Source organism: Micromonospora fulviviridis (assembly GCF_014648395.1).
Lineage (GTDB): Bacteria > Actinomycetota > Actinomycetes > Mycobacteriales > Micromonosporaceae > Micromonospora > Micromonospora fulviviridis.
This window is the reverse complement of record NZ_BMRA01000006.1, coordinates 413,960-440,284: the sequence shown is the minus strand read 5'-3', so window position 1 is coordinate 440,284 and position 26,325 is coordinate 413,960. Positions and strand designations below refer to the sequence as shown.

29 protein-coding genes are annotated in these 26,325 nt (G+C 75.3%); 14 read left to right on the top strand and 15 right to left on the bottom strand.

Annotated features, from left to right (window positions below; genetic code table 11):
* Positions 1-13: 13 nt before the first annotated feature.
* Positions 14-1,426, bottom strand: a complete 1,413-nt coding sequence (locus tag IEY96_RS18925) for a cytochrome ubiquinol oxidase subunit I (protein ID WP_189196111.1) — start codon at positions 1,424-1,426, stop codon at positions 14-16.
* Positions 1,427-1,603: 177 nt separating this feature from the next.
* Between IEY96_RS18925 and IEY96_RS18920 the strand changes: the two genes are divergently transcribed.
* The 3 genes from IEY96_RS18920 (at position 1,604) to IEY96_RS18910 (ending at position 4,037) form a co-directional block, all read left to right on the top strand.
* Positions 1,604-2,380 carry a lysophospholipid acyltransferase family protein gene (locus IEY96_RS18920; RefSeq protein WP_189196110.1) on the top strand — a complete coding sequence of 259 codons (777 nt, stop codon included), beginning with the start codon at positions 1,604-1,606 and terminating at the stop codon, positions 2,378-2,380.
* A gap of 74 nt (positions 2,381-2,454) precedes the next feature.
* A complete protein-coding gene (locus IEY96_RS18915; protein WP_189196109.1) occupies positions 2,455-3,105 on the top strand; it encodes a flavodoxin family protein in 651 nt (216 codons plus the stop codon).
* Positions 3,106-3,194: 89 nt separating this feature from the next.
* Positions 3,195-4,037 (top strand): SDR family NAD(P)-dependent oxidoreductase, encoded by an 843-nt coding sequence (locus IEY96_RS18910; RefSeq protein ID WP_189196108.1) that lies wholly within the window; start codon positions 3,195-3,197, stop codon positions 4,035-4,037.
* A gap of 3 nt (positions 4,038-4,040) precedes the next feature.
* Here IEY96_RS18910 and IEY96_RS18905 read toward each other — a convergent pair whose 3' ends face one another.
* Entirely contained in the window at positions 4,041-4,406 is a 366-nt protein-coding gene (locus IEY96_RS18905) for a DUF4180 domain-containing protein (RefSeq protein WP_189196107.1), read from the bottom strand.
* A complete protein-coding gene (locus IEY96_RS18900) occupies positions 4,399-4,851 on the bottom strand; it encodes a helix-turn-helix domain-containing protein (RefSeq protein WP_229791701.1) in 453 nt (150 codons plus the stop codon). Before IEY96_RS18900 ends, IEY96_RS18905 begins: the two co-directional genes overlap by 8 nt.
* Positions 4,852-4,950: 99 nt before the next feature.
* Between IEY96_RS18900 and IEY96_RS18895 the strand changes: the two genes are divergently transcribed.
* From IEY96_RS18895 to IEY96_RS18885, 3 genes are all read left to right on the top strand, one after another.
* Entirely contained in the window at positions 4,951-5,718 is a 768-nt protein-coding gene (locus tag IEY96_RS18895; RefSeq protein WP_189196106.1) for a glycerophosphodiester phosphodiesterase family protein, read from the top strand.
* Positions 5,719-5,734: 16 nt separating this feature from the next.
* Entirely contained in the window at positions 5,735-7,126 is a 1,392-nt protein-coding gene (locus tag IEY96_RS18890; protein ID WP_189196105.1) for an MFS transporter, read from the top strand.
* A gap of 92 nt (positions 7,127-7,218) precedes the next feature.
* Complete coding sequence (locus IEY96_RS18885) at positions 7,219-7,905, top strand: thymidine kinase (RefSeq protein ID WP_373293604.1); 687 nt, start codon at positions 7,219-7,221, stop codon at positions 7,903-7,905.
* Between the two features lie 235 nt (positions 7,906-8,140).
* On the opposite strand, the gene IEY96_RS18880 is transcribed toward IEY96_RS18885, so the two are convergent.
* Positions 8,141-8,602, bottom strand: coding sequence for an Rv0361 family membrane protein (locus IEY96_RS18880; protein ID WP_189196103.1), 462 nt, complete (start codon positions 8,600-8,602; stop codon positions 8,141-8,143).
* Between the two features lie 109 nt (positions 8,603-8,711).
* Here IEY96_RS18880 and IEY96_RS18875 point away from each other — a divergent pair, with 109 nt between their 5' ends.
* Entirely contained in the window at positions 8,712-9,083 is a 372-nt protein-coding gene (locus tag IEY96_RS18875) for a VOC family protein (RefSeq protein ID WP_189196102.1), read from the top strand.
* A gap of 49 nt (positions 9,084-9,132) precedes the next feature.
* Here the strand turns inward: IEY96_RS18875 and IEY96_RS18870 are convergent, their stop codons facing one another.
* Positions 9,133-9,960 carry an SDR family oxidoreductase gene (locus tag IEY96_RS18870; RefSeq protein WP_189196101.1) on the bottom strand — a complete coding sequence of 276 codons (828 nt, stop codon included), beginning with the start codon at positions 9,958-9,960 and terminating at the stop codon, positions 9,133-9,135.
* Positions 9,961-10,055: 95 nt separating this feature from the next.
* On the opposite strand from IEY96_RS18870, the gene IEY96_RS18865 reads away from it, so the two are divergent.
* Positions 10,056-10,457: a winged helix-turn-helix transcriptional regulator gene (locus tag IEY96_RS18865; RefSeq protein ID WP_229791700.1), complete on the top strand. Its 402-nt coding sequence runs from the start codon at positions 10,056-10,058 to the stop codon at positions 10,455-10,457.
* A 4-nt stretch (positions 10,458-10,461) separates the two neighbouring features.
* Here the strand turns inward: IEY96_RS18865 and IEY96_RS18860 are convergent, their stop codons facing one another.
* The 3 genes from IEY96_RS18860 to IEY96_RS18850 are packed head-to-tail and all read right to left on the bottom strand — an operon-like array spanning position 10,462 to position 14,018.
* Positions 10,462-11,307 carry an LLM class flavin-dependent oxidoreductase gene (locus tag IEY96_RS18860; protein WP_189196100.1) on the bottom strand — a complete coding sequence of 282 codons (846 nt, stop codon included), beginning with the start codon at positions 11,305-11,307 and terminating at the stop codon, positions 10,462-10,464.
* Between the two features lie 38 nt (positions 11,308-11,345).
* A complete protein-coding gene (locus IEY96_RS18855) occupies positions 11,346-12,338 on the bottom strand; it encodes a tyrosine-type recombinase/integrase (RefSeq protein WP_189196099.1) in 993 nt (330 codons plus the stop codon).
* A 57-nt stretch (positions 12,339-12,395) separates the two neighbouring features.
* Positions 12,396-14,018, bottom strand: coding sequence for an ABC-F family ATP-binding cassette domain-containing protein (locus IEY96_RS18850; RefSeq protein ID WP_189196098.1), 1,623 nt, complete (start codon positions 14,016-14,018; stop codon positions 12,396-12,398).
* A gap of 211 nt (positions 14,019-14,229) precedes the next feature.
* Here IEY96_RS18850 and IEY96_RS18845 point away from each other — a divergent pair, with 211 nt between their 5' ends.
* Positions 14,230-15,264 (top strand): helix-turn-helix transcriptional regulator, encoded by a 1,035-nt coding sequence (locus tag IEY96_RS18845; RefSeq protein ID WP_189196097.1) that lies wholly within the window; start codon positions 14,230-14,232, stop codon positions 15,262-15,264.
* A gap of 6 nt (positions 15,265-15,270) precedes the next feature.
* Here IEY96_RS18845 and IEY96_RS18840 read toward each other — a convergent pair whose 3' ends face one another.
* The 4 genes from IEY96_RS18840 to IEY96_RS18825 form a co-directional block, all read right to left on the bottom strand.
* Positions 15,271-15,696, bottom strand: a complete 426-nt coding sequence (locus IEY96_RS18840; protein WP_189196096.1) for an Hsp20/alpha crystallin family protein — start codon at positions 15,694-15,696, stop codon at positions 15,271-15,273.
* A gap of 181 nt (positions 15,697-15,877) precedes the next feature.
* On the bottom strand, positions 15,878-16,399 hold the full coding sequence (locus IEY96_RS18835; RefSeq protein ID WP_189196095.1) for a DUF2087 domain-containing protein: 522 nt from the start codon (positions 16,397-16,399) through the stop codon (positions 15,878-15,880).
* Positions 16,400-16,518: 119 nt separating this feature from the next.
* Positions 16,519-17,085 carry an isochorismatase family protein gene (locus tag IEY96_RS18830; protein WP_189196094.1) on the bottom strand — a complete coding sequence of 189 codons (567 nt, stop codon included), beginning with the start codon at positions 17,083-17,085 and terminating at the stop codon, positions 16,519-16,521.
* A 69-nt stretch (positions 17,086-17,154) separates the two neighbouring features.
* Positions 17,155-17,658, bottom strand: coding sequence for a MarR family winged helix-turn-helix transcriptional regulator (locus IEY96_RS18825; protein ID WP_229791699.1), 504 nt, complete (start codon positions 17,656-17,658; stop codon positions 17,155-17,157).
* Between the two features lie 69 nt (positions 17,659-17,727).
* Here IEY96_RS18825 and IEY96_RS18820 point away from each other — a divergent pair, with 69 nt between their 5' ends.
* Positions 17,728-18,963: an MFS transporter gene (locus IEY96_RS18820; RefSeq protein WP_189196092.1), complete on the top strand. Its 1,236-nt coding sequence runs from the start codon at positions 17,728-17,730 to the stop codon at positions 18,961-18,963.
* A gap of 10 nt (positions 18,964-18,973) precedes the next feature.
* On the opposite strand, the gene IEY96_RS18815 is transcribed toward IEY96_RS18820, so the two are convergent.
* Together IEY96_RS18815 and IEY96_RS18810 are read right to left on the bottom strand one after the other, a co-directional pair.
* Entirely contained in the window at positions 18,974-19,369 is a 396-nt protein-coding gene (locus IEY96_RS18815; protein ID WP_091307097.1) for a cupin domain-containing protein, read from the bottom strand.
* Positions 19,370-19,396: 27 nt separating this feature from the next.
* A complete protein-coding gene (locus IEY96_RS18810) occupies positions 19,397-19,882 on the bottom strand; it encodes a GNAT family N-acetyltransferase (RefSeq protein WP_189196091.1) in 486 nt (161 codons plus the stop codon).
* Between the two features lie 97 nt (positions 19,883-19,979).
* On the opposite strand from IEY96_RS18810, the gene IEY96_RS18805 reads away from it, so the two are divergent.
* Together IEY96_RS18805 and IEY96_RS18800 are read left to right on the top strand one after the other, a co-directional pair.
* Positions 19,980-21,527, top strand: a complete 1,548-nt coding sequence (locus tag IEY96_RS18805) for an ArnT family glycosyltransferase (RefSeq protein ID WP_189196090.1) — start codon at positions 19,980-19,982, stop codon at positions 21,525-21,527.
* Positions 21,528-21,581: 54 nt separating this feature from the next.
* The gene (locus IEY96_RS18800; RefSeq protein ID WP_189196089.1) at positions 21,582-22,400 is read left to right on the top strand and encodes a TIGR04222 domain-containing membrane protein; all 819 of its coding nucleotides are present in this window, start codon (positions 21,582-21,584) and stop codon (positions 22,398-22,400) included.
* A gap of 116 nt (positions 22,401-22,516) precedes the next feature.
* Here the strand turns inward: IEY96_RS18800 and IEY96_RS18795 are convergent, their stop codons facing one another.
* Positions 22,517-23,995: a vWA domain-containing protein gene (locus IEY96_RS18795; RefSeq protein ID WP_189196088.1), complete on the bottom strand. Its 1,479-nt coding sequence runs from the start codon at positions 23,993-23,995 to the stop codon at positions 22,517-22,519.
* A 205-nt stretch (positions 23,996-24,200) separates the two neighbouring features.
* Between IEY96_RS18795 and IEY96_RS18790 the strand changes: the two genes are divergently transcribed.
* Positions 24,201-25,667, top strand: a complete 1,467-nt coding sequence (locus tag IEY96_RS18790) for a hypothetical protein (RefSeq protein WP_189196087.1) — start codon at positions 24,201-24,203, stop codon at positions 25,665-25,667.
* A 40-nt stretch (positions 25,668-25,707) separates the two neighbouring features.
* On the top strand, positions 25,708-26,286 hold the full coding sequence (locus tag IEY96_RS33390; RefSeq protein WP_373293606.1) for a hypothetical protein: 579 nt from the start codon (positions 25,708-25,710) through the stop codon (positions 26,284-26,286).
* Positions 26,287-26,325: the final 39 nt, after the last annotated feature.

Below are 26,325 nucleotides of genomic sequence, written 5' to 3'. Positions count from 1 at the left end.
GTGGGCTCCGGGGTCAGTAGGCGAACGCCAGCGGGCGATCGGCGTCGTCGGTGTCGGCTGGTTCGGGGGCCGGAGCCAGGTCGGGCACGCCGGCCTTGGCGTAGCGGACCAGCAGCTTGAACTCGATCACCGCGAGGGTGGCGTAGATCAGGGTGAAGGCGGTGAACGAGGTGAGCACCTCGGTCAGCGAGACGCTGCGGGAGACGCCGTTGCGGGTCAGCATCTCGCCGAAGACGATCCACGGCTGGCGGCCCATCTCGGTGAAGATCCAGCCGAAGGAGTTGGCCAGCAGCGGCAGGGCCGGCATGACGAGGCCGGCGCGCAGCAGCCAGCGGCTCGACGGGGTGCGGCCCTTGCGCTGGGTCCAGAGCACGATCAGGGCGATCGCGGCGGCGGCCAGCCCGAGGCCGATCATGAAGCGGAAGCTCCAGTAGGTGACCGGGATGATCGGGGTGTAGCTGCCGGCGCCGTACTGGGTGGCGTACTGGGCCTGGAGGTCGTTGATGCCCTGCACGGTGCCGTTCGGGTCGCCGGTGCCGAGGAACGACAGCAGGTACGGGATCTTGAGGGCGAAGACCTCGCGGCTGCCGTCGAGGCTGCCGACGGTGAGCACGGAGAACGAGGCGGGGCTCTCGGTGGTGTAGAGGCCCTCGGCGGCGGCCATCTTCATCGGCTGCACCTCGGTCATGATCTTGCCCTGGATGTCGCCGGTGAACAGCACCAGCGCCGAGGAGACCAGCACCACCCAGGAGCCGAACTTCGTGGCGAAGCGGTAGGCGTCGGTGTCGGCGCTGCCCCGGTTGCGGATGACGTGCCACAGCCCGACGGCGACGATCAGCGACCCGGCGACCAGGAACGCGCCGGAGAGGGTGTGCGGAAAGGTGATCAGGGCGACCTTGTTGGTGAGCACGGCGACGAAGTCGGTCAGCTCGGCGCGGCCGGTGTCCGGGTTGATCCGGTAGCCGACCGGGTTCTGCATGAACGAGTTCGCGGCGAGGATGAAGTACGCGGACAGGTTGGTGCCGATCGCCGCGGCCCAGATGGCGGCCAGGTGCAGGCGCTTGGGCAGCCGGTCCCAGCCGAAGATCCACAGGCCGATGAAGGTCGACTCCAGGAAGAACGCGACCAGGGCCTCGATCGCCAGGGGCGCGCCGAAGATGTCGCCGACGAAGCGCGAGTAGTCGCTCCAGTTCATGCCGAACTGGAACTCCTGCACGATGCCGGTGACCACGCCCATCGCGAAGTTGATCAGGAAGAGCTTGCCGTAGAACTTGGTGAGTTTGAGGTACCGCTCGTTGCCGGTGCGGTGCCACATCGTCTGGAGGATGGCCACCAGCACGGAGAGGCCGATGGTCAAGGGCACGAACAGAAAGTGGTAGACGGTGGTGACACCGAACTGCCAGCGGGCGACGTCCAACGCGTCCACCTGAAACCCCCAGCTGTGCATACTACGAGACGTAGTAAATACTACTCGGCGTCGTAGAAGAATCGGCAGGGCCGCAGGGCCCGAAGCGGCCCGGGACCAATGACCCTGATCACCTCTGCCGGCCGGCCCGGGATCGGGCCCCGGGCTCACCCGCGCACGTGCGACCATCCAGCACTGATGGACACCCCGATCACCCACTGGCGGGCGCCCCTGCTCTGGCGCGCCGCGCAACTGGCCGCCCGTGGCCTCGTCGGCCTGCTCGGCCGGCTCGAGGTCAGCGGCGACGTGCCGGAGGACCTGCGCCGCGGGCCGCTGGTGCTGGCCGCGAACCACATCAGCCCCTTCGACCCGGTGGTGCTCGCCGCGGCCTGCCAGGTGCGCGGCATCCACCCGCGGATCATGGCCACCGGCGGGCTGTTCCGCGCCCCGGTGATCGGGCCGCTGATGCGCCGCGCCGGGCACATCCGCGTCGACCGCGGCACCAGCTCCGTGCACCACTCGCTGGAGATGGCCGCCGGCGCGGTGGCCGGCGGCTCGGTGGTGCTGGTCTACCCCGAGGGGCGCATCGGGCTGGACCCCGGCCTGTGGCCCGAGCGGGGCAAGACCGGCACCGCCCGGCTCGCCTTCGCCAGCGGCGCCCCCGTCGTCCCGGTCGCCCAGTGGGGCTCCCACGAGGTGCTGCCCTACCGGGCGCCCAAGGGCATGCTGCGCGCCGTGGCCCGGGCGGTGTGGCGCCGGCCGGCCGTCCGGGTGCACTTCGGCGTCCCGGTGATGCTGCGTGACCTGCACCCGGGCACCCCCGGCGCGGCCCGGCGGGCCACCGAACGGATCATCGACGCGGTCACCGACGACCTGGCGCCGCTGCGTCCCGACGAGCCGGACCGGCCCCGCCACGTCGACCCCGGCCGCCCGGTCGACACCAGCCGGTCGCACCGCCGCCGGCCGGCGCGCTGACCCGACAGGCATCGCGGGCCAGCCACCGGGGTATGCGACACCCGTCACCGCCGGCCGGCCGAGAGGAAACGACCGTGGCGTCGATCCGGGCTCTGGTGCTCAACTGCACGCTGAAGCCGTCGCCCGTCCCGTCCAGCTCGGAGGTGCTCGGTCAGGAGGTGCTCGACGCGCTGGGCACCCAGGGGGTGGCCGGGGAGATGATCAGGATCGTCGACCACCCCGTGCGCTTCGGGGTCTCCACCGACGAAGGTGAGGGCGACGGGTGGCCCGCCATCCGCGCGAAGCTCCTCGCCGCGCAGATCCTGGTGATCGCCACCCCGATCTGGCTGGGCCAGCCGTCGGCGGTCTGCAAGATGGTCCTGGAACGCCTGGACGCCGAGCTGTCCGAGACCGACGCCGAGGGTCGGCTGCGCACGTACGGCAAGGTGGCCGGCGTCGCCGTGGTCGGCAACGAGGATGGCGCGCACCACACCATCGGCCAGGTGCAGCAGGCGCTGAACGAGGTCGGCTTCACCTGCCCCGCCGCGGGAGCCACCTACTGGGTCGGTGAGGCGCTGCACAAGACCGACTACATCGACGCCCGCCCCAAACCGGACACCACGGGCCGTACCACCTCGGCCCTGGCGCTCAACAGCGCGCACCTGGCGCGGCTGCTGGCCGAGCAGCCGTACCCGCCGCCGCAGACCCGCGACGCCGGGGTCGGCCCGAGCCGGCAGCCGGGCTGACGCGCTCACGTCGGGCGTTCCGCTGCGCCGACCCGCCGCCCGGTGCGACCCTGCGAGCGGAACGCGGGCAGCCGACGGCGGAGGCGGGGATGAGCGCACCAACGGTCCTGATCACCGGCACGTCCACCGGCATCGGCCTGGAGACCGCCGTGGGCGCGGCCCGCGCCGGCTGGCGCACCGTGGCCACGGTGCGCGACCTCGCCCGCGCCGACCGGCTGCGCGCCGCCGCCGACGCCGCCGGGGTCGGCGACCTGCTGGACGTACGCCGGCTCGACGTGGTCGACCAGGCCGAGGCGGCCGCCTGCGTGGCCGACGTGGTCGCCCGGTACGGCCGGCTCGACGCGGTGGTCAACAACGCCGGCGCCGGGCACGTCGGCACCCTCGAACAGGAGACCGTCGAGGCCGTCCGGGCGGTCCTGGAGGTCAACTTCTTCGGCGTCCTGCACGTCAGCCGGGCCGCCCTGCCGCACCTGCGCGCCACCCGGGGACGGCTGATCACCGTGACCAGCGTCGGCGGGGTGGTCGGGCAGCCGTTCAACGAGGCGTACTGCGCGGCGAAGTTCGCCGTCGAGGGGTTCATGGAGAGCCTCGCCCCGGTCGCCGCCACCGTGGGGGTCAGCGTCACCGTGGTCGAGCCGGGCGCGGTGGCCAGCGAGTTCGTCGCCAACGTCGGCCTCGACCCCGAGGCCGCGATCGCCGCCGCCGGGGTGTACGGGCCGGCCCTGCGCGCGTACCTCGATCGCAGCGCCGCCGCGTTCGCCGCCGCGCAGTCGCCCGCGGACGCCGCCGCGGCGGTGGTGGCGACGCTTACCGACCCGGAGCCCGCGCCCCGGGTGCAGACCTCCCCCGCCGCCCGGCAGTTCGTCGGCGTCAAGCTGGCCGACCCCGACGGGCTCGGCGTGACCGCGCTGACCGCGGGCTGGGTGCGCTGAGGCTCAGCCGCGGCCCAGCCGGGCGTCCAGCGCGGCCAGGTCGGGCACGAACCAGACCTGGTCGTGCCGGTTGGACTCGGCCACCAGGTCCCGCAGCGCGCCGCTGGCCGCCAGGTGCGCGGAGATGTCGCCGACGACGACCAGCCGCAGCCGGTAGTTGACGAACTTCTGCATGATCTCCCCGGCGAAGCGGGTGCCCAGCGAGAAGAAGCTCGGGTCGAGCCGGGTGGCCGGCACGGCGACCACCTCGGCGCCGGCGAAGGCCGCGCCGATCAGGTCGAGGGCCGCCTCGGTGGTGGCCACCGGCGGGCCGGCCGGGTCGCAGACCAGCACCGGCACCCCGGCCCGCTGTTCCAGCACGTCAGGCATCACCGGTCTCCGTCCGGACGAGCAGGTCGTTGTCGCCGGCCAGCACGGCGTCGACCAGGTGCAGCAGGTCGGCGGTGGCGGCGGCGTCGCCCAGGATCACGATCTTCATGCGGTGGCGTTCCTCGTCGTGGACGGTCTGCACGCGCAGCGGGCGCGCGGGGTCGTGATGGGTGTTGACGCCGGCCAGCACCAGCGTGGCGAGGCGGTCGGCCGCGGCCCGGTCGACGCCGTCGACCTGCACGATGCTCGACACCTCCGCCGCCGGCGCCCCGGCGGCCGGTGCGGGCCGGCCGGTCAGCGCGTCCAGGTCGGCGCGGGCGATCCGGTACTGCTTGCCGATGCGCACCGCGCGCAGGCGGCCGGCGCGGATGTAGCCGCGCACGGTGCGCACGTGCAGCCCGAGCAGGTCGGCCACCTGCTCCACCGAGTACATGTCATTCCCCATCGCGCCCTATCGTAGCGGCGACAGGGAACAATAGGGAAGTTGGTTGCGGCGACGCCGGCCGGTCACCCGGACGTCACGCGGGCGCGGCATACTTCCGGCGTGCAGCCCCGTCACGGCTACCTCGACGCCCCCGCGCCGCTGGCCTTCGCCCACCGCGGCGGCGCGGCCGAGGGCGACGAGAACACCGCCGCCGCGTTCGCGCGCGCCGTCGCCCTGGGCTACCGCTACGTGGAGACCGACGTGCACGCCACCGCCGACGGCGTGCCGGTGATCTTCCACGACGCCACCCTGCGCCGGGTCACCGGCGAGCGCGGCCGCATCGCCGACCTGCGCTGGGCCGACCTGGCCTCGGTACGCGTCGGCGGCGCCGCCGTGGTGCCCCGCCTCGACGAGGTCCTCGGCGCCTGGCCCGAGGTCCGGTTCAACGTCGACGTGAAGGCCGACGGCGGTGTCGTGCCGACCGTCGACACGGTCACCCGGGTCGGCGCCGGCGACCGGGTGCTGCTCGCCTCGTTCAGCGACGCCCGGCTGGCCCGGCTGCGCGCCCTGGCCGGGGCGAAGGTCGCCACCAGCCTCGGCATGCGCGGGGTGGCCCGGCTGCGGATGGCCTCCCTGCACGGGCGGCCGCTGCGGCTGCCCCCGTCCGTGGTCGCCGCCCAGGTCCCCGTCCGCTACGGCCGCGTGCCCGTGGTCGACCGCCGGTTCCTCGACTACTGCCACCGGCTCGGGTTGCAGGTGCACGTCTGGACGATCGACGATCCCGCCGAAATGCACGACTTACTTGATCTTGGTGTGGATGGCATCATGACCGATCACGTCGGCGTGCTGCGCGACGTCTACCGCAGCCGCGGCCACTGGGCCGCCTGAACCTCCGAGGACCCCGATGGCCGATACGGTCGCCCCCGCCGTCGCCGAGCCCGCCCGCCCGGGCAGCACCCGCCGCGAACGCACCGGCTGGTACTTCTACGACTGGGCGAACTCCGCCTTCCAGACCACCGTGATCACGGTCTTCCTCGGCCCGTTCCTCACCACCGTCACCGAACTGGCCGCCGGCTGCGAGCTGGGCGCCGACAGCTGCGACGGGGCCGTGCACCCGCTGGGCATCCGGATCGCGGCCGGCTCCTACTACCCGTACCTGATCTCGCTGTCGGTGTTCCTCACCGTGTTCGTGCTGCCGGTCGTCGGGGCGATCGCCGACCGGTCGGCGCACAAGAAGCGCCTGCTCGCCGCGGCCGCGTTCACCGGCGCCGGCGCGACCATCGCGTTCGCGTTCGTCACCGGCGACCGCTACCTGCTCGGCGGGGCGCTGTTCCTGCTCGCCAACATCTCCTTCGGCGCCGCCGTGGTCGTCTACAACTCGTTCCTGCCGCAGCTCGGCGGCCCCGACGACCGGGACGCCATCTCCAGCCGCGGCTGGGCCATCGGCTACCTCGGCGGCGGGCTGCTGCTCGCGCTGAACCTGGTCGCGGTCACCATGCTCAGCGAGGAGGGCAACCCGCAGCGCACCCTCGACCTGGCCCGCTGGTCGATCGTCTCGGCCGGCGTCTGGTGGGCGGCGTTCACCCTGCTGCCGCTGCGCTGGCTGCGCGAGCACCCCACCGCCGCGGCGCTGCACGGCGGCGGCAACGTGCTCACCGACGGGTTCCGGCAGCTCGGCCACACCCTGCGGGAGATCAAGGCGTACCCGCTGACGCTGTTCTTCCTGCTCGCCTTCCTGGTCTTCAACGACGGCATCCAGACCGTCATCACCCTGGCCAGCCAGTACGGCACCGAGGAGCTGCGGCTGGAGCAGAGCACCCTGATCGTGACGATCCTGCTCGTGCAGTTCCTCGCCTTCGGCGGCGCGCTCGCCCTCGGCGCCCTGGCCCGACGCATCGGCGCCTGGAAGACCGTGCTGCTGTCCCTGGTGCTGTGGACCGGCGTGATCATCGCCGCGTTCCGGCTGCCCGCCGAGGCGCCCCTGCCGTTCATGGTGCTCGGCGGGTGCATCGGACTGGTGCTCGGCGGCAGCCAGGCGCTGAGCCGGTCGCTGTTCAGCCAGCTCATCCCCGCCGGCAAGGAGGGCGAGTACTACGGCTTCTACGAGATCAGCGACAAGGGCACCAGCTGGCTCGGGCCGCTCGCCTTCGGCCTGGTGTTCCAGCTCACCTCCTCGTACCGGGTGGGCCTGGTCTCCCTGCTGATCTTCTTCGTGGTCGGGTTCGCGCTGCTGGCGGCCGTGCCGATCCGCCGGGCCATCGTCGCCGCCGGCAACACCCCGCCCCGGGTGCTGTGAGCGGGCCCGCGCGGGCTGCCGCGCGGGCAAGATCCTTCCGCGTCGATGAACTAGGCTGCCCCGACGTGACCGACGACGCCGCCCCGATCTGCCTGGCCCGTCCCCTGCCGGGCCCCGGCGACGACCGTGCCGGCGGCTGTGCCGCCGCCCGCGGCGTCGACGGCCGGCCGCTGCACGCCGCCGCGCTGAAGTTCTTCTGGGGGCCGATGGACTGCGGCAAGTCCACGATGGCCCTCCAGATGAACTACAACCACTCCCGGCAGGGCCGCCGCGGCCTGGTCACCACCCGCATCGACCGCTCGCTCGGCCCGCAGGTGACCACCCGCATCGGGCTGGCCCACTCCGCCGTCGAGGTGACCGACGAGCTGGACCTGCGCGACCTGGTGCGCGATGCCTGGGCCGAGGGGGTCCGCGTCGACTACCTGATCTGCGACGAGGCGTCCTTCTACAACCTGGCGCACATCGAGCAGATGGCCGACCTGGTCGACAACTTCGACGTCGACGTGTACGCCTTCGGCCTGGCCACCGACTTCCGCTCCTGCCTGTTCCCGGCCGCGCAGCGGCTGTTCGAACTCGCCGACGAGGTGGCCCGCATCCAGGTCGAGGTGCTCTGCTGGTGCGGGCGGGAGGGGCGGCTCAACGCCCGCGTCGTCGAGGGGCGGGTGGTACGCGAGGGCGAGCAGGTGGTCATCGGCGACACCGTGGACAGCGCCGACGTGCGCTACCAGGTGCTGTGTCGGCGCCACTACCGCTCCGGCGACCTCGGCCCGCGCGCCTGACGGGCGCGCACCTGACACAGACGGCCCGTGCGCACGGACGGCATCACCACGGCACCGGCGGAGGGCACGCCACCGGGACCCGCGCGCCTGCTGCCGCAGGGCGTCGGCGTGGTCGCCGACGTGGCGGCGGTGGCCGCGCTGCTCGCCGGCGGCGGCCGGCCCATCGTCCTGGCGGCCAGCGCGGGCGCCGTCCTGAGCGGCGGCTACCTCCTGGTACGCCGCCTGGGGCAGCCGGTCAGAACGGATCCCCGCAGACCCGCCACTTCCCGTCCTCCTGCACGATCGGCAGCTCCCGCTCCTCGCTGCCGCCGCCGTCGCGGGTCAGCCGCACCGTCACCGTGCCGCGCGGCCGGCCGCCCCGGGTCTGCACCGCCACGTCCACGATCTCGTAGCCGCTGACCTGCGGCGGGGTGCGCACCCAGCTGCCGAAGCCGACCTGGCTCCACTTCCCCCGCGCCTCCCGGCACAGCTTGCCGTACGCCTGGTCGGTCTCCCCGGCGGCCACCTCCCGGAAGAACGCGTCGGCGGTGTCGCGGACCGGGCCGTTGGCCTGGAGCACCACCTGCACGTTCCAGACGCCGAGCCCGGCCACCCCGACCAGGCAGGTACCCAGCCCGAGGCCGGCGACCAGCACGCCGGCGCGTACCGGCCGGCGGCGGCGCCGGGCCGGCCGGCTCCCCGCCCGTTCCCTGCCCATCACCACCGACGGTAGAGACCTGCGGGCCGGCCCGCAGGAACTTGTGCCGGCTGCGATCCGCCGGCTGATCCTGACAGAAGATGGCAGGTACCTTCGGCAGACTGCCGGCATGACATTGCACGCCGACCTCGCCATGGTCAACCTCGACAGCTCCGACCCGGTCGCCCACGCCGCGTTCTACTCCCGCGCCCTCGGCTGGGAGGTCACCCACAGCCAGGCCGAATACGCCATGATCAGCACGGACGGGACCTCGATCGGCTTCGGCCTGGTGCCCGGATACGCGCCGCCGGCCTGGCCGGACGAGACCGCCGGCAAGCGCTACCACCTCGACCTCTACGTCGACGACGTGACCGTCGCCGAGAAGGAGTTCGTGGCGGCCGGCGCGACGCGGCCGGAGTTCCAGCCGGGCGGCGAGCGGTGGACCGTGCTGCTCGACCCGATCGGCCAGCCGTTCTGCCTCTGCCCCCGGCCGCAGGGCTGAGCACCGCCGCCGGCCCGCCGGGCAAGCCCCGGCGGGCCGGCGGGACCGGTCAGCGGAAGTCCGCGACGTGTCGCGCCGCCCAGTCGGCGAAGCCGCGCGGCGCCCGGCCGAGCAGCTGCTCGACATCCGGGCTGACCCGCTGCTCGGCCGGCGAAGGCGTGCCCAGGATGCTCAGGGTCGCCGCCACCACCGGCTCCGGCATGAACGCCAGCATCTGCTCCCGCGCCTGCTGCGCGGTCTGCTCGACGAACCGGACCGGCTCCCCGAGCGCCGCCGCGAGCGCCGCCGCCTGCTGCCGTGGCGAGACCGCCGCCGGCCCGGTCAGCTCGTACGTTCCTCCGGCGTGGCTGCCGCCGCGCAGCGCGAGCGCCGCCACCTCGGCGATGTCGGCCGGGTCGACGCTCGGCAGCGCCACGTCGCCGAACGGCGCGTGCACCACCCGCCCGGCGCGTACCCCGGGCGCCCAGGCGAGGGCGTTGGAGTGGAAGCCGCCCGGCCGCAGCACCGTCCACTCCAGCCCGGACGCGCGGACCGCCTCCTCCTGCCCCGGCGGATGGCGTTTCGTCGCCACGCCCTGCGAGGACAGCAGCACCACCCGGCGTACGCCCGCCTGCCGCGCGGTGTCCAGGATGGCCTCCGGGTCCGCGCCGCCGGCCAACTGCTCGCCGGTGAACAGCAGGAAGAGCGCGTCGGCGCCGTCGAACGCCGCCTTCAGCCCGGCCGGGTCGGCCAGGTCGGCGCGGACCGCCCGTACGCCCGGTGGCAGGTCCGCCGCCGCGACGCGCCGGGACACGGCCGTCACCGGTTCACCCGCCCCGGCCAGCGCCCGCACCAGCGGTCGTCCGACATTCCCCGTCGCGCCGGTAACCACGATCATGATGTGCCCCTCTCGGTGTGCATGTGGACACCGAGCACGTTAATCGCCTGCGTATAGTAGGTACCTAGAGGAAAGTAACGGCCTCGGGAGGGATTGTGAGCAGCACCACCTGGCGCTCCGGGGTGGACGGTGACCCGGAGCAGGCCTGCCCGATCGCCCCGGTGGTCGACCTCGTGTTCAGCCGCTGGACCACGCCGATCCTCTGGGCCCTGCACGAGTACGGCCGGCAGCGCTTCGTCGAGCTGGAACGGCGGCTCGTCACCATCACCCCGAAGGTGCTCACCCAGCGGCTGCGGCAGCTCGAACGCGACGGCCTGGTGCGGCGCACCTACCACGCCGAGGTCCCGCCCCGGGTGGAATACGAGATCACCGAGCTGGGGCGCAGCCTGGCCCCGCTCTTCGCCCACCTGGCGCAGTGGTCCGCCGGCCACCTCGACCGGGTCGAGCAGGCCCGCCAGGACTACGACGCCCGCCAGCGGCCGCCGCGCGGGCGGTGAACGGTCAGCGCAGCGGGCCCCGGGCGACCGCGGCGAGCATCTCGGCCGGGTCGCCGGCCGGGACGTACTCCAGCCACCAGGTCGCGCCGGCCGCCGCCAGATCCGCCAGGTAGGCCCGCTCGGCCCGCTCGTCAGGGCGCCGCTGCCGGCCGCCGATCGCCACGTCGAACGGCTGCCCGTCAGCCCGGGCGGCCGGCAACGCGGCGACCAGGTCGCGCACCTCCTCGGCCGTGAAGTCGGACCAGCCGGTGGTGTCGGTCAGCTTGTAGGGCACGATGCCGTCCGCGCGGGCGGCCCGCCGCAGCACCGCCGCGGCCTGCGTGCTGCCGCCGACCCAGACCGGCACCCGGGGCGACTGCACCGGCCCCGGCCGCAGGGCCACCCCGTCGGCCCGGTAGTGGGCGCCCCGGTGCGTGACCCGCTCGCCGCCGAGCAGCCCGACCAGCAGGTCGAGGCCCTCGTCGAGCATCGCGGCGCGGGTCTTCAGGTCGGTCGGCTCACCGAACGCGGCCAGCCCCCGGTCCGCCGGGTCACCGACACCCACGGCGACCCCGGCCCGGCCGCGGGACAGGTGGTCGAGGGTGAGCACCTCGCGGGCCAGCTTGGCCGGGCGGCGCCGGGGCAGCGCGGTCACCGTGGTGCCCAGCCGGATCCGCTCGGTGTGGCCGGCCACCGCCGCCAGCACCAGCCAGGGATCCCAGGTGGGTGGGTCTTCCCCGGCGTGATGGATGAGGTAGTCCTCCAGGAACACCCCGTCCCAGCCGGCCCGCTCTGCCAGCTCGCCGAGCGCGACCAGGTCGGACACCGTGACCGACGCGCCTCCGCAGCAGATCTCCAGCCCGTGTCGCATTCCGGCACCCTACGGCCCCGGTACGGCGGTCAGGCGGGCTATCCGCGCCGGCGTGCCCGGGCGGCCCAGATCGCGTACGCCGGGTCGCGGTCCAGGTTGTGCCGGTCCCGGTCGTAGCGGCGGGTGGTCCGCGGGTCGGCGTGCCCCATGGCGTCCTGCACGTCCTCCAGCGGCACCCCCTCGGCGCGGGCCGTGGTGGCGAACGCGTGCCGCAGCGAGTGCGGGGACAGCTTCGCCCAGGCGGGGATCCCGGCGGCCTGGGCGAGCCGGCGCACCAGCCGGAACACCGCGTGCCGGTCCAGCCGCCCGCCGGTCGCGGTGACCAGCAGCGGACCGGTCAGCTCCGGCACCGTCACCCCCTGGGCGGCGGCGCGCGCCGCCAGGTAGGCGTCGATCGCGTACGCCGTGCCGGGGGTGAGCGCCCGCCGTCGGACCTTGCCACCCTTGCCGACGAACCGGATGCTGCGGTGCCCGCGCTCGGCGCCCAGGTCGGCGAGGTCCAGCGAGACCAGCTCGCCGACCCGCAGGCCCAGGTCGGCCAGGAGGGCGATGGCGGCCCGGTTGCGGGCGGCGGTCGCGCCCGTGTCCGCGTCGGCGGCGGCGAGCAGCGCGTCGACCTCGTCCGGGGTGAGCCCCACCGTGGCGGAGTGGTCCCGGTCGACCCGGGGGCGGTCCGCGGCGGCGACCGGGTTGGCGTCGACCGCGCGCAGCTTGACCAGGAAGTCGTACCAGCTCGACAGGGCGGACAGGCGGCGGGCCACCGTGGCCGGGGTGAGCGGCCGGCCGCCGCGCCCACACGGCGTGGACTCCAGCTCGCGGCCGTAGGCGTTGACGTCGAGGAAACTGGCCCGCAGCGGGTCGAGGTCCCGGGCGGCGCACCAGCTCAGCCAGCCGGTGACGTCCCGCCGGTACGCGTCGCGGGTGTGCTCGGACAGCCGGCGGTTGCGCAGCCACGCCTCGGTGAAGTCGGTCGGCCCGCCGCGCAGGGCGGCGGCGGCCGACCCGCGGGGCAGCACCTCGGGACGCAGCATGTGAGAAAGGCTCTCAGCCGCCCGGGCGATTCGCGACGAGGCGCGCCCGACGAGATCTCACCCCGCCTCCTCCACCAACCGGCCGTCACCGAGCCGCCACCGCCGGTCGACACCCACCGCCTCGGCGAACCAGGTGTCGTGGCTGACCATCACCACCGTGCCGCGGAACTCCCCCAGCGCCGCCTCGACCACCTCCAGGGAGTCGAAGTCCAGGTAGTTCGTCGGCTCGTCGAGCAGCAGCACCCGGGCCGGGCTGTTCACCAGCACGGCGAGCAGCAGCCGGCGCAACTCGCCGGCCGACAGGGTGCGCAGCCGCGCGTCCCACTGCTCCGGCCCGAACAGGTAGCCGTCGAGCAGCCGCTCGGCGTCGTCGGCGTACACGGGGACGTGGGCGCGGAAGTGGTCCAGGACGGTGACGTCGGTGCGCAGCGCGTCGTGGGTCTGCGGCAGCAGCGCGACGCCCGCGGCGGCCTCGACCCGCCCGCCGTCGGGGTCGCGCCGGCCGGCGAGGGCCCGCAGCAGGGTGGTCTTGCCGGCCCCGTTGGGGCCGGTGAGCAGGATCCGGTCGCCACCGCGCACGCCCAGGTCGGCCCGGTCCAGCAGGGCCCGGCCGCCGGCGGTCAGGGTCAGGTCGCGGGCCCGCAGCACCTCGCCGTCCACCGGCGCGGCCTCGGGAAACGCCAGCGCCAGGCTCGGCCGGGTACGCGGCTGCGCCAGCCAGCGGATCGAGTCCATCTGCCGGCGCAGCCGCCGCTCCCGGGCCTTCGCCTTCTTCGCCACCTTCTTCGCGTAGCGGCGCTGCTGGTCGGCGCCCAGGCCGCTGCGCACCGACTCCTCCACCCCGCGGGCCTGCTCCTTGGTCCGGGCGATGTCGGCCAGCCAGCGGCGGTGGTCCTTCTGCTGCGCCTCGTAGTCCAGCAGCAGCCGCTGCCAGCGCCGGATCTTCTCGGCGCGGTAGTCGGTGTAGCCGCCGGAGTAGGTCTGCGGCTCGTCGTGGATCCCGTCCAGCTCCACCATCCGCTGCACCGTGCGGTCCAGGAACGCCCGGTCGTGGCTGACCACCAGCACCCCGCCGGGGAACGCGGCCAGCCACTCCCCGAGCCAGGCGATGCCGTCGGCGTCGAGGTGGTTCGTCGGCTCGTCCAGCACCAGCAGGTCCGGGGCGTCGAGCAGCACCCGGGCCAGGGTGAGCCGGGCCTGCTCGCCGCCGCTGACCCGGTGCAGCGGGGTGTCGTCGGCCAGGTGGTCGACGTCGAGGCGCTGCCGGACCTCGGTCAGCCGGGCCTGCGCCCGCCACCCGTCCAGCGCCGCCCACCGGTCCTGCGCCTCCCCGTACGCGTCGAGCGCGGCGGTGTCGCCGCCGGCCAACCGGCGCTCCAGCTCGCGCAGCTCCGCCGCGAGCGGGTGCAGCTCGCCGAGCCCGGCGGCGAGGAACTCGCCCACCGTGGCGTCCGGGTCGGGCACCTGCTGGGCGAAGTAGCCGACGGTGGTGCCGGGCGCGCGGCCCACGTGGCCCGCCGACGGCGGCTCCTCGCCGATGAGCACCCGCAGCAGCGTGGACTTGCCCACCCCGTTCGGGCCGACCAGGCCCACCCGGTCACCGGCGTTGACGATCAGGTCCAGACCGGCGAACAGCGGCTCGGTGTCGTAGTGCTTGCTGACGGCGACGGCTTTCAACACGGGCGATCCTCCGCGGGACGACGGGCGGGACCGCGGCCGGCGTGGCGGCGGCGGTCGAGGGCCGTGGCGGCGGGGCGGTGCGCCCGGCCGCGTCCTCGCGGATCACATGTGTCGGTCGGCTCCTGCTCGGTCGGCGACGCTGACGCCACCGACCCTGCCAGCCGGCGGACCGGGCCGCCACCGGTTTACCGGCGCGGGTTACCGTCACGGCGTGCGTGCCAGCCGCCTGGTCTCCCTGCTGCTGCTCCTGCAGACCCGGGGCCGGATGACCGCCCAGGAGCTCGCCGACGCCCTGGAGGTGTCGGTCCGGACCGTCTACCGGGACGTCGAGTCGCTCGGCGCCGCCGGCGTCCCGGTGTACGCCGACCGCGGCCCGGCCGGCGGCTACCGGCTGCTGGAGGGCTACCGGACCCGGCTCACCGGGTTGACCGCGCCGGAGGCCGAGGCGCTGTTCCTGGCCGGCATGCCCGGCCCGGCCGCCGACCTGGGCCTGGGGCCGGTGGTGGCGGCCGCCGAGCTGAAGCTGCTCGCCGCGCTCCCCGACGAGCTGGCCGACCGGGGTGGCCGGGCGCGGCAGCGGTTCCACCTGGACGCGCCGGGCTGGTTCCGGCACCCCGAAGCCACCCCGCACCTGGCCGCGCTGGCCCGGGCGGTGTGGGAGGACCGGCTGGTGGAGATGCGCTACCGCCGCTGGCGCGCACCGCGCGAGGTGACCCGGGTGGTCGCCCCGCTGGGCGTGGTGCTCAAGGCCGGCCGGTGGTATCTGGTGGCCCGCTGCGACGGGCAGCTGCGGACCTACCGGGTCGGTGCAGTCCTCGACGTGGTGGTCTCCGACGAGCGCTACGAGCGGCCCGCCGACTTCGACCTGGCCGACTACTGGCGGGAGTGGACCGAGCGCTACGAGCGCGACGTCTACCGCGGCCGGGCCCGGATCCGGCTGACCGTGGCCGCGCTGGAGTTCATGCCGTACGTCTTCCCGCCGGAGATGAGCCGGGCGGCCCGGGCCGCGGCCGGCGAGCCCGGCCCGGACGGATGGCTGGAGACCACCGTGCCGATCGAGTCGGTGAAACACGCCCACACCGAGCTGCTCAAGCTCGGCGCGGAGGTGGAGGTGCTGGAGCCGGCCGAGCTGCGGGACCGCCTCACCGCCACGGCGCACGCCCTGGCGCGGCTCTACCCGGTCGCCCCGGACACGCCGGCGGGTGTGGCCGGCACCCCGGCCACCCCCGCCGCCACGTCGCCGTGACCTGGCTCAGGCGCTGATCTCGCGGCGGCCGTTGCCGGACGCGGTGACCGCGATCCGGCGCGGCTTGGCCCGCTCGGAGATCGGGATGCGCAGGGTCAGCACCCCGTTCTCGTAGCCGGCCTCCAGCTTGTCGGTGTCGAGGGTGTCGCCCAGGAAGAGCTGACGGGTGAAGGTGCCCATCGGTCGCTCGGCGGCGACCAGTTCGACGTTGTCGCCGGCCGCCCGGCGCCGCTCCGCGCGGACGGTCAGCACGTTGCGCTCCACCGTGCAGTCGATGCTGTCCGGGTCGACGCCGGGCAGGTCGAAGGCGGCGTAGAAGTAGTCGCCGTCGCGGTAGGCGTCGAGGTGCATGACCGCCGGCCGGGCCGTGGTGCCGAAGAACTGCTCGGCGAGCCGGTCGATCTCGCGGAAGGGGTCGGTACGCATCAACATGGCCGTGCCTCCTCGGTTCTCCTGGCCGAAGGTGTCAAGTTGAGTCAGGTTGACTCAAGTTCTCGATTCCTGTTTTAGCGCGGCACGGCGGCGTCGTCAACTCGGGCCGGCAGCGGTTTCTCGAACCAGTGCCGGGGCACGTGGCGGTCGGCGTCGCAGGTGGTCAACGGCCGTTCCCGGCTCAGGGTCGCCAGTAGACGCCGTGGTCGCGGGCGAGCAGCCGGTCGTCGATCAGGTAGCGGCGCAGTGTCACGTGGTCGGCCTCGCCGCCCTCGCACCAGCGGCGCAGCGCGTCGTCCACGGCCCGTTCCGGATACCGCACGCCAGGGGTGAAGGAGCGCTCGGTGATGTGCTCCAGCAGCACCCGGCGGCGGCCGCGCTGGGCGGGCAGCCGGGTCAGCGTCCCGTCGCGGAGGAAGGTGCGCAGGATCGTCTCGCGGGGGTCCGCCGCCGGCGCCAGCGCGGGCGGGCCGCCCGCGCGGGCGAAGTCACGCAGCCGCTCGCCGTCGACCCGCAGCCCGGTCCCGTCGTCGGTCAGCACGCCGACGTCGGTGAGCCGGCGGACCGCGGTGGCGGCGTCCCGGGCGGACAACCCGGTCCGGGAGACCACGGCGGGGACGTCCCCGGCGCCGAGCACGATCGCGGCGAACACGGCGCGGCGGCGCTCGTCGGCGAGCGCCCCCGCCAGGGCCTGTGAGCTCATGGCCGGCAGCCTGCCAGCGCCCACCCCCGGGCGGCCAGGGATTTTCGACCGGGGGTGGGCGCTGGCGCAGAGGCCTAGGCAGCCAGCGCTGGGTGCGCCGTGGCGGCCGGAGGCTCGGCTCAGGCGGGGACCGGGGCGGCGAAGTCGACGTCGGCGGTGTCGACCGTGCCGGCGGTGCGGCCGGGCGCGGAGTGGTACTGCCAGTAGAGGTTGGTGTGGGCGATCACCTGCTCGGGCGCGGGCGCGCCGTAGGCGGAGAGGTCCTCGGTGGTGTGGGCGTCGGCGACGAGCGTCGCGTCGTAGCCCCGGGTGATCGCGCCGTGCAGCGTCGAGCGGATGCACGCGTCGGTCTGCGCGCCGGTCACGACGAGCCGGCCGACGCCCCGCGCGGCGAGGACGGACTCCAGGTCGGTCTCCTCGAACGAGTCGCCGTAGGCCTTGTGCACCAGCGCCTCCTCGTCGCGGCGCGCCAGCTCGGGCACGTACTGCCACTGCTCGCTGCCGGTGGGCAGCTCCTCGCTGCGGTGCTGCACCCAGACCACCTCGACCCCGGCCGCCCGGGCCCGGTCGACGAGGGCGGCGATGTTGCCCACCACCCGGTCCCGGTCGTACGCGTGCTGCACCACACCGTTCTGCACGTCGATGACAAGCAGGGCGGTGTGCGGTCGGTCGACGAGCGTGCTCATGGGGCCTCCCTGGTGGGGTGTCGGCTGGTCGATGGCCAACCTAGTCCCGGCCACCGACATTCCGGCCGGTCAGATCCGGCCTGGCGGCGGCCCGGCCGCCAGGGTGACCCGGCGGAGCAGGTCGGACAGGACCCGCCGCTCCTCCGGCGTCAACGCGCCGAGGACCCGGTGCTCCTCGTCGCCCACCACCGCGATGGCGCGCCGCCAGGCGGCGCGGCCGGCGTCGGTGAGTTCGACGTCGATCCGGCGCCGGTCCACCTCGGACGGGATCCGCCGGACGAAGCCCCGACGCACCAGCGCGTCCACCCGAGCGGTGATCGAGGCGGGCGCCATCCGCAGGTCACCGGCGATCTCCGAGGGCGCGCCCCGACCACCCCGGCCGGCGAGGGCGTGCAGGGTGCCGTACTCCTTCTCCTGGAGGTCCAGCTCGGCCAGCGCCCGGTCCTTCACGTCGCGCAGGTGCCGGGTGAGCAGCGACATCCGGACCACCGCCCCCTCCATGTCGGGGTCGAGGTCGGGCAGCACGGGCAGCCAGCGTTCGACGTGCTCGTCGACGAGGTCGCGGTCGGTCACCCCCATCACGGTACGCCGGTGGCGAAATATTCGTTGTCGAAATATTCGGCGTCGAAGTATCCTGCCGAAGTGACCCATCCTCTCCGGCTCCGCCCCTTCCGCCTGCTGTTCCTCGGCCGTACCGTCTCCGCGCTCGGCGACGCCGTGGTGCCCACCGCGCTGGCCCTGGCCGTGCTCCGGGCGACCGGCTCGACCGCCGCGCTCGCCACGGTGCTGGCCTGCGCGATGGTGCCCCGGCTGCTGCTGCTCCCCCTCGGCGGCGTGGTCGCCGACCGGTTCGCCGCCCGCCGCGTCGCCCTCGCCACCGACCTGGTGCGCTGCGCCGCCCAACTGGCCGTCGGCGTCGAACTGCTCGGCGGCGCCCCCGCGGTGGCCCACCTCGCGGTGGCCTCGGCCGTCGGCGGCGCGGCCTCGGCGTTCGCCATCCCCACGGCATCCCCGCTGGTCGCCGGGACCGTCGACGGCGACGGCCGGCAGCGCGCCAACGCCCTCCTGGGCGCCACCGCCAACGCCAGCCGGCTGGCCGGCCCCGCCCTCGCCGGGCTGCTGATCTGGACCGTCGGGCCCGGCTGGGCGTTCGTGCTGGACGCCGCCTCGTTCGCGGTCAGCGCCGCGCTGCTGGCCGTCATCGCGGTGCGGCACGTGCCGGTGCCGCACCGCTCGCTCCGCGCCGACCTGATGCTCGGCTGGCGGGAGGTCCGGGCCCGCGACTGGTACTGGAGCAGCCTGGTCGCCCACGGCGTCTGGAACGGCGCCGCCGCGGTGCTGCTCACCCTCGGCCCGGTGATCGCCGTGGACCGGCTCGGCGGCGAGGGCGTCTGGGTGCTGCTCCAGCAGGCCGGCGCGGTCGGCCTGCTGGCCGGGTCGCTGCTCGCCGCGCGGGCCCGACCCCGCCGGCCGGTGCTGCTGGGCAACCTGGCCCTGGCGGCGTACGCGGCGCCGCTGCTGCTGCTCGCCGCCGCCGCGCCCGCCCCGGTGACCGTCACCGCCTACTGCCTCGCGCTGGTCGCCCTCGGCTTCCTCAACCCGATCTGGGAGACCGTGGTGCAGGGCCAGTTCCCGCCCGAGGTGCTCGCCCGCGTCACCTCGTACGACTGGTTGATGTCGCTGGGCGCCATGCCGCTCGGGTACGCCCTCGCCCCGCTCGCCGCCCGGGCCTGGGGCGCACCGGCCCCGCTCGCGGTGGCCGGGGTGCTGGTCCTGCTCGCCTGCGTCGGGACGGCCGCCGTCCCCGGCGTACGCCGGCTGGGCTGGCCCGTCCCGACACAGGCGGCCGCCGCGGAGCCGGCGCCGGCCGGGCGCTGAGGCGGCCTGGTCAGAGGCGGTGCCCGGTGGTGGCGTCCACGTGCCCGGGCACCTCGTCGTGCCGCTCCCCGACGCTGGACGTGCCGGACGGCTCGAACATGAGGATCGACGCGCCGTCCGGCGCGGACGGCCGGTGCTCCACCCCGCGTGGCACCACGAACACGGCGCCGCGCGGCAGCACCACCTCGCGTTCCGCGCCGTCCGCGCCGTCGCGCAGGGCGATCCGCAGCTCGCCGTCGAGCACCAGGAAGAACTCGTCGGTGTGGTCGTGGGCGTGCCAGACGTGCTCGCCGGCCACCTTGGCGATCCGGACGTCGTAGTCGTTGACGGTGGTGACGATGCGCGGACTCCACAGCTGGTCGAAGCGCGCCAGGGCGGCGGCCAGCTCGATCGGCTCAGGCTTCATCGGCCCATCCTCGCGCAGCCGCGCCGCTCACAGGGGACGGTGCATGACGTGCAGCCCGACCCGCCCGAGTTTCGGGTGCGCGAACGACTCCGGCACGGTGCCGATCACCGTGAAGCCGAGCCGCCGGTACAGCTCCACGGCCGCCGTGTTGGTATCCACCACCGCGTTGAACTGCATCGCGGCGAAGCCCTGCCGCCGGGCCCAGTCCAGGGCGTGCTCGCACAGGGCCCGGCCGACGCCGCGACCGCGGGCGGCAGTGGCCACCATGAAGCTGGCGGTGGCCACGTGCGCGCCCGGACCCGGCCGGTTGGCGCCCATCTTGGCGGTGCCGAGCACCGTGCCGTCCTCCTCGGCGACCACGGTGCGGCCCGGTGGCCGTTCCACCCACACCTCGCGGGCCACCTCGGCCGGCCACGTCGGGTCGTAGGGGAAGGTCTCCTGGGCGACGATGACGTCCTCGACGATGGGCCAGACCTGGGCCCAGTCGGCCTGCGTGTAGTCCCGGATGCGCATCCCGGGCACGCTAGCGGTGCCGTCGCCGGCCGGGTACCGATTTCCGTCCGGCCGCGCGGGGCAGCGCGAGGTGGCGTGGCGGGACCATCATGGGCACGTGGCCGAACCCGTCACCGATCTGGACCGCCCCGACGCCGGGGCGCCCACCGAGCCGACGACCCCGCCACCCGGGCCGCGCGCCGCCGCGCCCTGGCTGGTCGGCGGGGCCGTCACCGCCGTGCTGCTGCTGCTCGCCGGCCGCTACGGCTACCACCGCGACGAGCTCTACTTCCTGCTCTGCGGCCGGCACCTCGACTGGGGCTACGTCGATCAGGGCCCGCTCGTGCCCGCCCTCGCCCGGCTGGCGGACACCGTCGCACCCGGCAACCTGGTGCTGCTGCGCACCCCGTCGGCGCTGATCGGCGGCGCGTCGGTGGTGCTGGTGGCGGCGCTCGCCCGGGAGTTCGGCGCGGGACGCGCCGCCCAGGTGGCCGCCGCCGTGCTCGCCGCCGCGGCCGGGGTGGTGCTCGCCGCCGGTCACCTGCTCAGCACCACCACCGTCGACATGCTGGTCTGGCTCGCCGCCGCCTGGTGCGCGGTGCGGATGCTGCGCACCGGCGACACCCGCTGGGCGCTCGGCATCGGCCTGGCGCTCGGCGTGGGCATGCTCAACAAGCTGCTGCCCGCGCTGCTCGGCGCCGGCCTGCTTGCCGGGGTGCTGATCGCCGGCCCCCGCCGGCTGCTGCGGGACCGGTGGGTGCTGGCCGGCGCCGGGATCGCGGTCCTGCTCGCCGTGCCGTACGTGGCCTGGCAGGCCGCGCACGGCTTCCCCCAGCTCTCGGTGGCCTCGTCGATCGCCGACGGCGACAGCTCCTACAGCGGCCGGCTGGACGCGGTCGTGCTGCAACTGATCATCATCAGCCCGTTCGCCACCCCGGTCTGGATCGCCGGCCTCGTGGCGCTGCTGCGCCGGCCCGCCTGGGCGGCGTACCGGGTGATCGGCTGGGCCTGGCTCGTGGTCTTCGCGATCGTCCTGCTCGCCGGCGGCAAGGGCTACTACGACGCCCCGCTGCTGCTGGTGCTCACCGCGGCCGGCGCGGTGGTCACCGCCGAGTGGGCCCGGCGCGGCGCGGCCCGGGCGCGGCAGGCGCTGCTCGCCGTCGCCGCCGCGCTGATGGTCGCCAGCAGCGCGGTCCTGCTGCTGCCCACCCTGCCGGCCGACCGGCTGCCCGGGTTCGTGGTCGAGGTCAACTACGACGCCGGCGAGACCATCGGCTGGCCCGCGTTCGCCGACTCGGTCGCCGCCGTGCACCGGGGCCTGCCGCCCGAGGAGCGCGCCCGGGCGGTCGTGCTCACCGGCAACTACGGCGAGGCCGGCGCGCTGGCCCGCTACGGCCCGGCCCGCGACCTGCCCCGGGCCTACTCCGGGCACAACAGCATGGCCGGGTTCGGCCGCCCGGCCGACGACGCCGACGTGGTGATCGCCGTCGGCTGGGAGCGCCCCGACCAGCTGCGTGCCTGGTTCACCGAGGTCACCGAGGCCGGCCGGGTCGACCAGCGCGTCGACGTGGACAACGACGAGAACGGCGAGCCGATCTTCGTCTGCCGCGGCCTGCGCCGCCCCTGGTCGCAGATCTGGGACAGTGAGGTGAGCCACGCCTCCTGAGCGGCGGCCGAGCGGCGGTCGGGCGACCCGCGCGGCCGGGCCATACTTGTCGCCATGCTCTGGGGTGTCAGCGGACCGCTCTTCCTCCTCGACTACCTGGGGGCGGTCGCCGTGGCCCTCGCCGTCGCGCTGGCGGCGCGCGAGCTGACCGGCCGGCGGGCCCGGGGCGCGGCCCCGGACCCCGTCGAGCTGGCCTACCTCACCGACCGGGCCCTGCTGGCCTGCCAGGTGGGCCTGGCCGCGCTGCACCGCGCCGGCGTGGTGCAGCGCGGTGAGCTGGCCACCCTGTCGGTGGACGGCCCGCCGCCACCCCGGTCGCCCGCGCTGGTCCGCGCCCTGCACGCCGCGCTGCGCCGGCCGCAGACCTGGGCCGCCGTGCTCGCCGACCCCGGCGTCGGCCGGGCGCTACGCCGGCTGGTCGGCCGGCTCGTCCGGGACGGCTGGCTGCTCACCCCGGCGCAGCGGCGGCGCATCGCGCTGGGCACCCTGCCGCTGTTCGCGGTCGCCGCGGTCGGGGTGACCCGGCTGGTGGACAGCGCGGTCGAGGGGCGCGACGCCGGAGGGCCGGCCTCCGTGGTGGGCCTGCTGCTGTGCTGCCTGGCCACGGCACTCGGCGGCTGGTGGCTGTGCGAGGTGCCCGAGACCGGCGCCGCCGCCCGCCGCCTGCTGCGCCGGCAGCGCCGGGAGCACGCCGAGCTGGACCCGCAGCAGCGGCCGGCCTGGCGCGAGCGGAGCACCGAGCAGCTGCTCACCGCGATGGCGCTGTTCGGACCCCGCCCGCTGCTCGCCGTCGACCCGGGCCTCGCCGTGCAGGTCGGTGTCGACCCGGAGCGCGGCCGCCCGACGCCGGAGCCGAAACCCGCACGCCGCTGACGCGCCGCCGGAGCCGAAGCCTCCGCGCCGCACACCCGACGCCCGGCGCCGAAAGCCTGCCCGCCGCTGACGCGCCGCGGGCTGGCGCCTCCCCTGCCCGGCGCCGGCCCGGTCGGTCAACGCAGCTCGTCGGCGGAGCGGATCACCCGGGCCAGGTCCCGCACCTCGGCGTCCTCGGTGGCGGCGGCCGCCTCGTCGGCGATGGTGGCCAGGTCGGTCAACCGGACCTGCCCGCCGGACCCGTCACCCCGCAGCGTCTCGCCGAACCAGGCCGCGGCGTAGCAGGCCCGCAACCGTGGCGACGCCTCGGTGAAGGACCGGTCCACGTCGGCGACGGTCACCGAACCGTACGTCTCGGCCGGCGTACGGTCCGCCGGGTCGGTCCAGCGCACCTGCACCTGGGCGATCCGGGCCGACGGGGACGCGCCCTCGGCGAGCCGGACCGCGTAGAGCGCCGTGACGCTGTGCCCCGGGCCCACCTCGCCGCCGTCGACCCGGTCGTCGCGGAAGTCCTCGTCGGCCACCGCCCGGTTGTCGTAGCCCACCAGCCGGTAGGAGCGCACCGCCTGCGGCGCGAACGTCACCTGCACCTTGGCGTCCAGCGCCCGCACGCTCAGCGTCGCCGGCAACTGCTGTACGAACACCTTGCGGGCCTGCTCCCGCTCGCTGACGTAGACCGCGAAGCCGTCGCCCCGGTCGGCCAGCTGCTCCATCAGCTCGTCGCCGTAGTCGCTGCCGACGCCCACGCCGAGCAGGGCGATCTGCTTCTCCGCCTCGGCGCGTACCCGGCGCAGGATCGGCTCCGCGTCGGTGCTGCCGACGTTCGCCAGCCCGTCGGAGAGCACGATCACCCGGTTCGTCCGGCCGGGACGGAAGCCGTCCCGGGCCACCCGGTAGCCGAGCACCAGCCCGGCCTCCAGGTTGGTGCTGCTCCGGGTGTGCAGCGAGTCGATCGCCGCGTGCAGCGGCCGGGCGTCGGCCACCGGCGTCATCTCCCGGGCCACCCGGGCCTTGTCGCTGAACTCGACCACGGCGATGGAGTCGGTGGGGCGCAGCTGGTCCACCAGCGTGTGCAGGGCGTCGCGCACCAGGTCGAGTCGGCCGGGCTCGCCCATCGACCCGGACACGTCGATGACGAAGGTGAGCGCCGCGTCGGGGCGGCGCTCCTCGTCCTCGGCCCGGGTCTGCAGGCCGACCCGCAGCAGCCGCTCGTCGCCGCCGGCCTCATGGGTCCGCGGCAGGCGGGCGCCGTCGACGTGCACGGCGAAGCCGTCGCCGGCGGGCTGCGGGTAGTCCTGGCGGAACGAGTTGACGAACTCCTCCGGCCGCACTGTGCCGCGCTCCGGCAGCCGGCCGTCCATGATGAGCCGGCGGGCGTAGCCGTACGACGCGGTGTCGACGTCCACGGCGAAGGTGGACTGCGGGTCGTCCGAAGCCCGGGTCTCGTCACCGGACCAGGGGATGCCGCCGTTCGGGCGGACCGGCGCGGGAGCCGAGTCGCCGCGCCGCGCGCCGCCGTCCGAACCGCAGGCGCTGACCGCCATGGCGGTGGCGATCGCCACCAGCAGCAGCGCCGACCGTCTGATGTGGACCATGGCTTCCTCCGAGGGGCTGGGGACGGGTCATGGTCATTGACGCAGACCGGCGTCGCGGCGGATCCCTCCGTGGCCGGACCGATACCCAAGCGCGACGGTCGTGACCGAACCGTGCGCGGGACGTGACCTGAGCGGGCGGCGGCGCGGGCGATGGGGCAGAGTGGGCCCACGGCCGGCGGCGGCCGGGACGAGCAGGAGGTGAGCCGTGGACGGCCCGACCGGGGTGGTGTTCCCCGCGACCGGCGACGGCCGGCGCAGCACGACCGCGCTGGGGCGGGCGGTGGTCGCCGACGCCCTGCGGGCGGTGGACCCGGTCGGCGCCCGCTCAGCCGAGCACGAGACCGACTGGCGGCACGGCTACCTGGGGCATTTCCGCCGGCTCGTCGAGGCCGGCCTGCTGTCCCGGGAGGCCGCGCTTACCATCGCCCGGGACGGGCTCGCCGCCCTGCACGCCCGGATGCGCTACGTCCCGTCCGACGGCGCCGAGGTCGCGCTGGACGAGGCGTTCGCGCTGCCCGACCGGGAGCCGCCGCTGGAGACCGCCACGGTGACCGGCGCCGGCCCGGTGGAGCGCGAGCTGTCCCTGCCGTACCGGGGACAGCGCCTGCGCGGCGACGACCTGCGCCGGCGCCTCGACGCCTGGGTGGACGCGGGCGTCGTCGAGCCGAGCTGCGCCGAGGCGGTCCGCGCCGTGCAGGCCAACCCGGACTGGCTGGACCTACGCGACCAGCGGATCGTGGTGCTCGGCGCGGGCGCGGAGATGGGCCCGCTGCCGTCCGTGCTGCGCTGGGGCGGCGCCGTGGTCGCGGTCGACCTGCCGCGCCCGGAGATCTGGCGCCGCCTGCTGCGCACCGCCCACCGGTACGGCGGCCGGCTGCACCTGCCGGTACGGCCCGGCACCGCCGGCGACGACGCCGCGCTCGCCGCCGGGGCCGGCGCCGACCTGCTGCACCGCCTGCCGCAGGCCGCCCGGTGGCTGCGCGGCCTGGACGGCCGGCTGGTGCTCGGCAACTACGTGTACGCCGACGGCGCCACCAACGTCCGCGTCGCCACCGCGGTCGACGCCCTCACCGCCCACCTGGTACGGCACCGCCCGGACGCCGCGCTGGCCTTCCTGGCCACCCCCACCGACGTGTACGCCGTGCCCGCCGAGGCCGTCGCCCACGCCGAACGCGGATATGCCGCCCGCGGTCCGGCGCGCCGCGCGCTGCGGGTGCTCTCCGGCGGCCGGCTGCTGCACCGCAACTACCCGCCCGGGGCGGACCCGGGGATCAACGACAGCCTGGTGCCGCAGCAGGGACCGAACTACGCGCTGGCCAAGCGGCTGCAACGCTGGCGGGCGGCGGTGGCCCGGGACGCCGGCGCCACCGTGTCGTTCACCGTGGCCCCGCCCACCCGGACCCGCTCGGTGCTGCGCAACCGCGCCCTCGCGGCCGCGTACGCCGGGGCGCACCGGTTCGGCATCGAGGTGTTCGAGCCGGCCACCAGCAACACCCTGATGGCCGCGCTGCTCGTGCACGACCTGCGCACCGGCGGCGGTCCGGCGCAGCAGCACCCGTGGCGGGACGAGGCGTACGCCGCGGCGCACGGCGGCCTGTGGCGGGTGCCGTACGCACCGCGCAGCGCGCTCGGCCTGGCCGTGCTGCTGGGACTGGGTGGGGCGCGGGCCTGACCACAGGTTTCCTTCTCTCGGGCGCCGGGAAGGCACCGGCATGGCCGAGACCTTCGCAGATCAGGACCTGACGACCCTGCGGTCGATCGCGCGCGGGGCCGGAATAACGGACACCGAGCGCATGCCGCACGACGAACTGGTCGAGATGTTGCGCCGCGCGGGGCTGGCCGACCCGGACGCCCGGCCGGTCGACACGAGCCTGGCCGATCCGGGTGACCCCGGCGTGCCCGGCGCCTACCACGCGCAGGGCGTCGGGCGGCGGGAGTCCGCCGGCGGCGTGGGCGCGCAGACCGCCGGCGCAGCGGACCAGCCGACCCGGGATCCGGCGGGGCTGTCCGGGCTGCCGCGCAGCAGCCTGACTCTGGGTGACGAGAGCACCGGCGGGCGGGCCGCCGAGGAGGCGATCGGCGCCCGGCCCGGGGAGAGCCGGATCGACGACCGCGCCCAGGACAGCCGGGGCGTCCAGGGCGATGTCCAGGATCCGGCGGGGCTGTCCGGGCTGCCGCGCAGCAGCCTGACTCTGGGTGACGAGAGCACCGGCGGGCGGGCCGCCGAGGAGGCGATCGGCGCCCGGCCCGGGGAGTCCGACACCGAGATCGACGACCGCACCGAGTCCTGACCGAACCGAGGCCGCGAGCCACCCCGACCCGGGGTGGCT

Coding starts and splice junctions, on each gene's coding strand:
- IEY96_RS18920 (WP_189196110.1), top strand. CDS start 1,604: ATGGACACCCCGATCACCCACTGGCGGGCGCCCCTGCTCTGGCGCGCC.
- IEY96_RS18910 (WP_189196108.1), top strand. CDS start 3,195: ATGAGCGCACCAACGGTCCTGATCACCGGCACGTCCACCGGCATCGGC.
- IEY96_RS18905 (WP_189196107.1), bottom strand. CDS start 4,406: ATGCCTGACGTGCTGGAACAGCGGGCCGGGGTGCCGGTGCTGGTCTGC.
- IEY96_RS18900 (WP_229791701.1), bottom strand. CDS start 4,851: ATGGGGAATGACATGTACTCGGTGGAGCAGGTGGCCGACCTGCTCGGG.
- IEY96_RS18890 (WP_189196105.1), top strand. CDS start 5,735: ATGGCCGATACGGTCGCCCCCGCCGTCGCCGAGCCCGCCCGCCCGGGC.
- IEY96_RS18880 (WP_189196103.1), bottom strand. CDS start 8,602: ATGGGCAGGGAACGGGCGGGGAGCCGGCCGGCCCGGCGCCGCCGCCGG.
- IEY96_RS18875 (WP_189196102.1), top strand. CDS start 8,712: ATGACATTGCACGCCGACCTCGCCATGGTCAACCTCGACAGCTCCGAC.
- IEY96_RS18870 (WP_189196101.1), bottom strand. CDS start 9,960: ATGATCGTGGTTACCGGCGCGACGGGGAATGTCGGACGACCGCTGGTG.
- IEY96_RS18860 (WP_189196100.1), bottom strand. CDS start 11,307: ATGCGACACGGGCTGGAGATCTGCTGCGGAGGCGCGTCGGTCACGGTG.
- IEY96_RS18855 (WP_189196099.1), bottom strand. CDS start 12,338: ATGCTGCGTCCCGAGGTGCTGCCCCGCGGGTCGGCCGCCGCCGCCCTG.
- IEY96_RS18840 (WP_189196096.1), bottom strand. CDS start 15,696: ATGTTGATGCGTACCGACCCCTTCCGCGAGATCGACCGGCTCGCCGAG.
- IEY96_RS18835 (WP_189196095.1), bottom strand. CDS start 16,399: ATGAGCTCACAGGCCCTGGCGGGGGCGCTCGCCGACGAGCGCCGCCGC.
- IEY96_RS18830 (WP_189196094.1), bottom strand. CDS start 17,085: ATGAGCACGCTCGTCGACCGACCGCACACCGCCCTGCTTGTCATCGAC.
- IEY96_RS18815 (WP_091307097.1), bottom strand. CDS start 19,369: ATGAAGCCTGAGCCGATCGAGCTGGCCGCCGCCCTGGCGCGCTTCGAC.
- IEY96_RS18810 (WP_189196091.1), bottom strand. CDS start 19,882: ATGCGCATCCGGGACTACACGCAGGCCGACTGGGCCCAGGTCTGGCCC.
- IEY96_RS18800 (WP_189196089.1), top strand. CDS start 21,582: ATGCTCTGGGGTGTCAGCGGACCGCTCTTCCTCCTCGACTACCTGGGG.
- IEY96_RS18795 (WP_189196088.1), bottom strand. CDS start 23,995: ATGGTCCACATCAGACGGTCGGCGCTGCTGCTGGTGGCGATCGCCACC.
- IEY96_RS33390 (WP_373293606.1), top strand. CDS start 25,708: ATGGCCGAGACCTTCGCAGATCAGGACCTGACGACCCTGCGGTCGATC.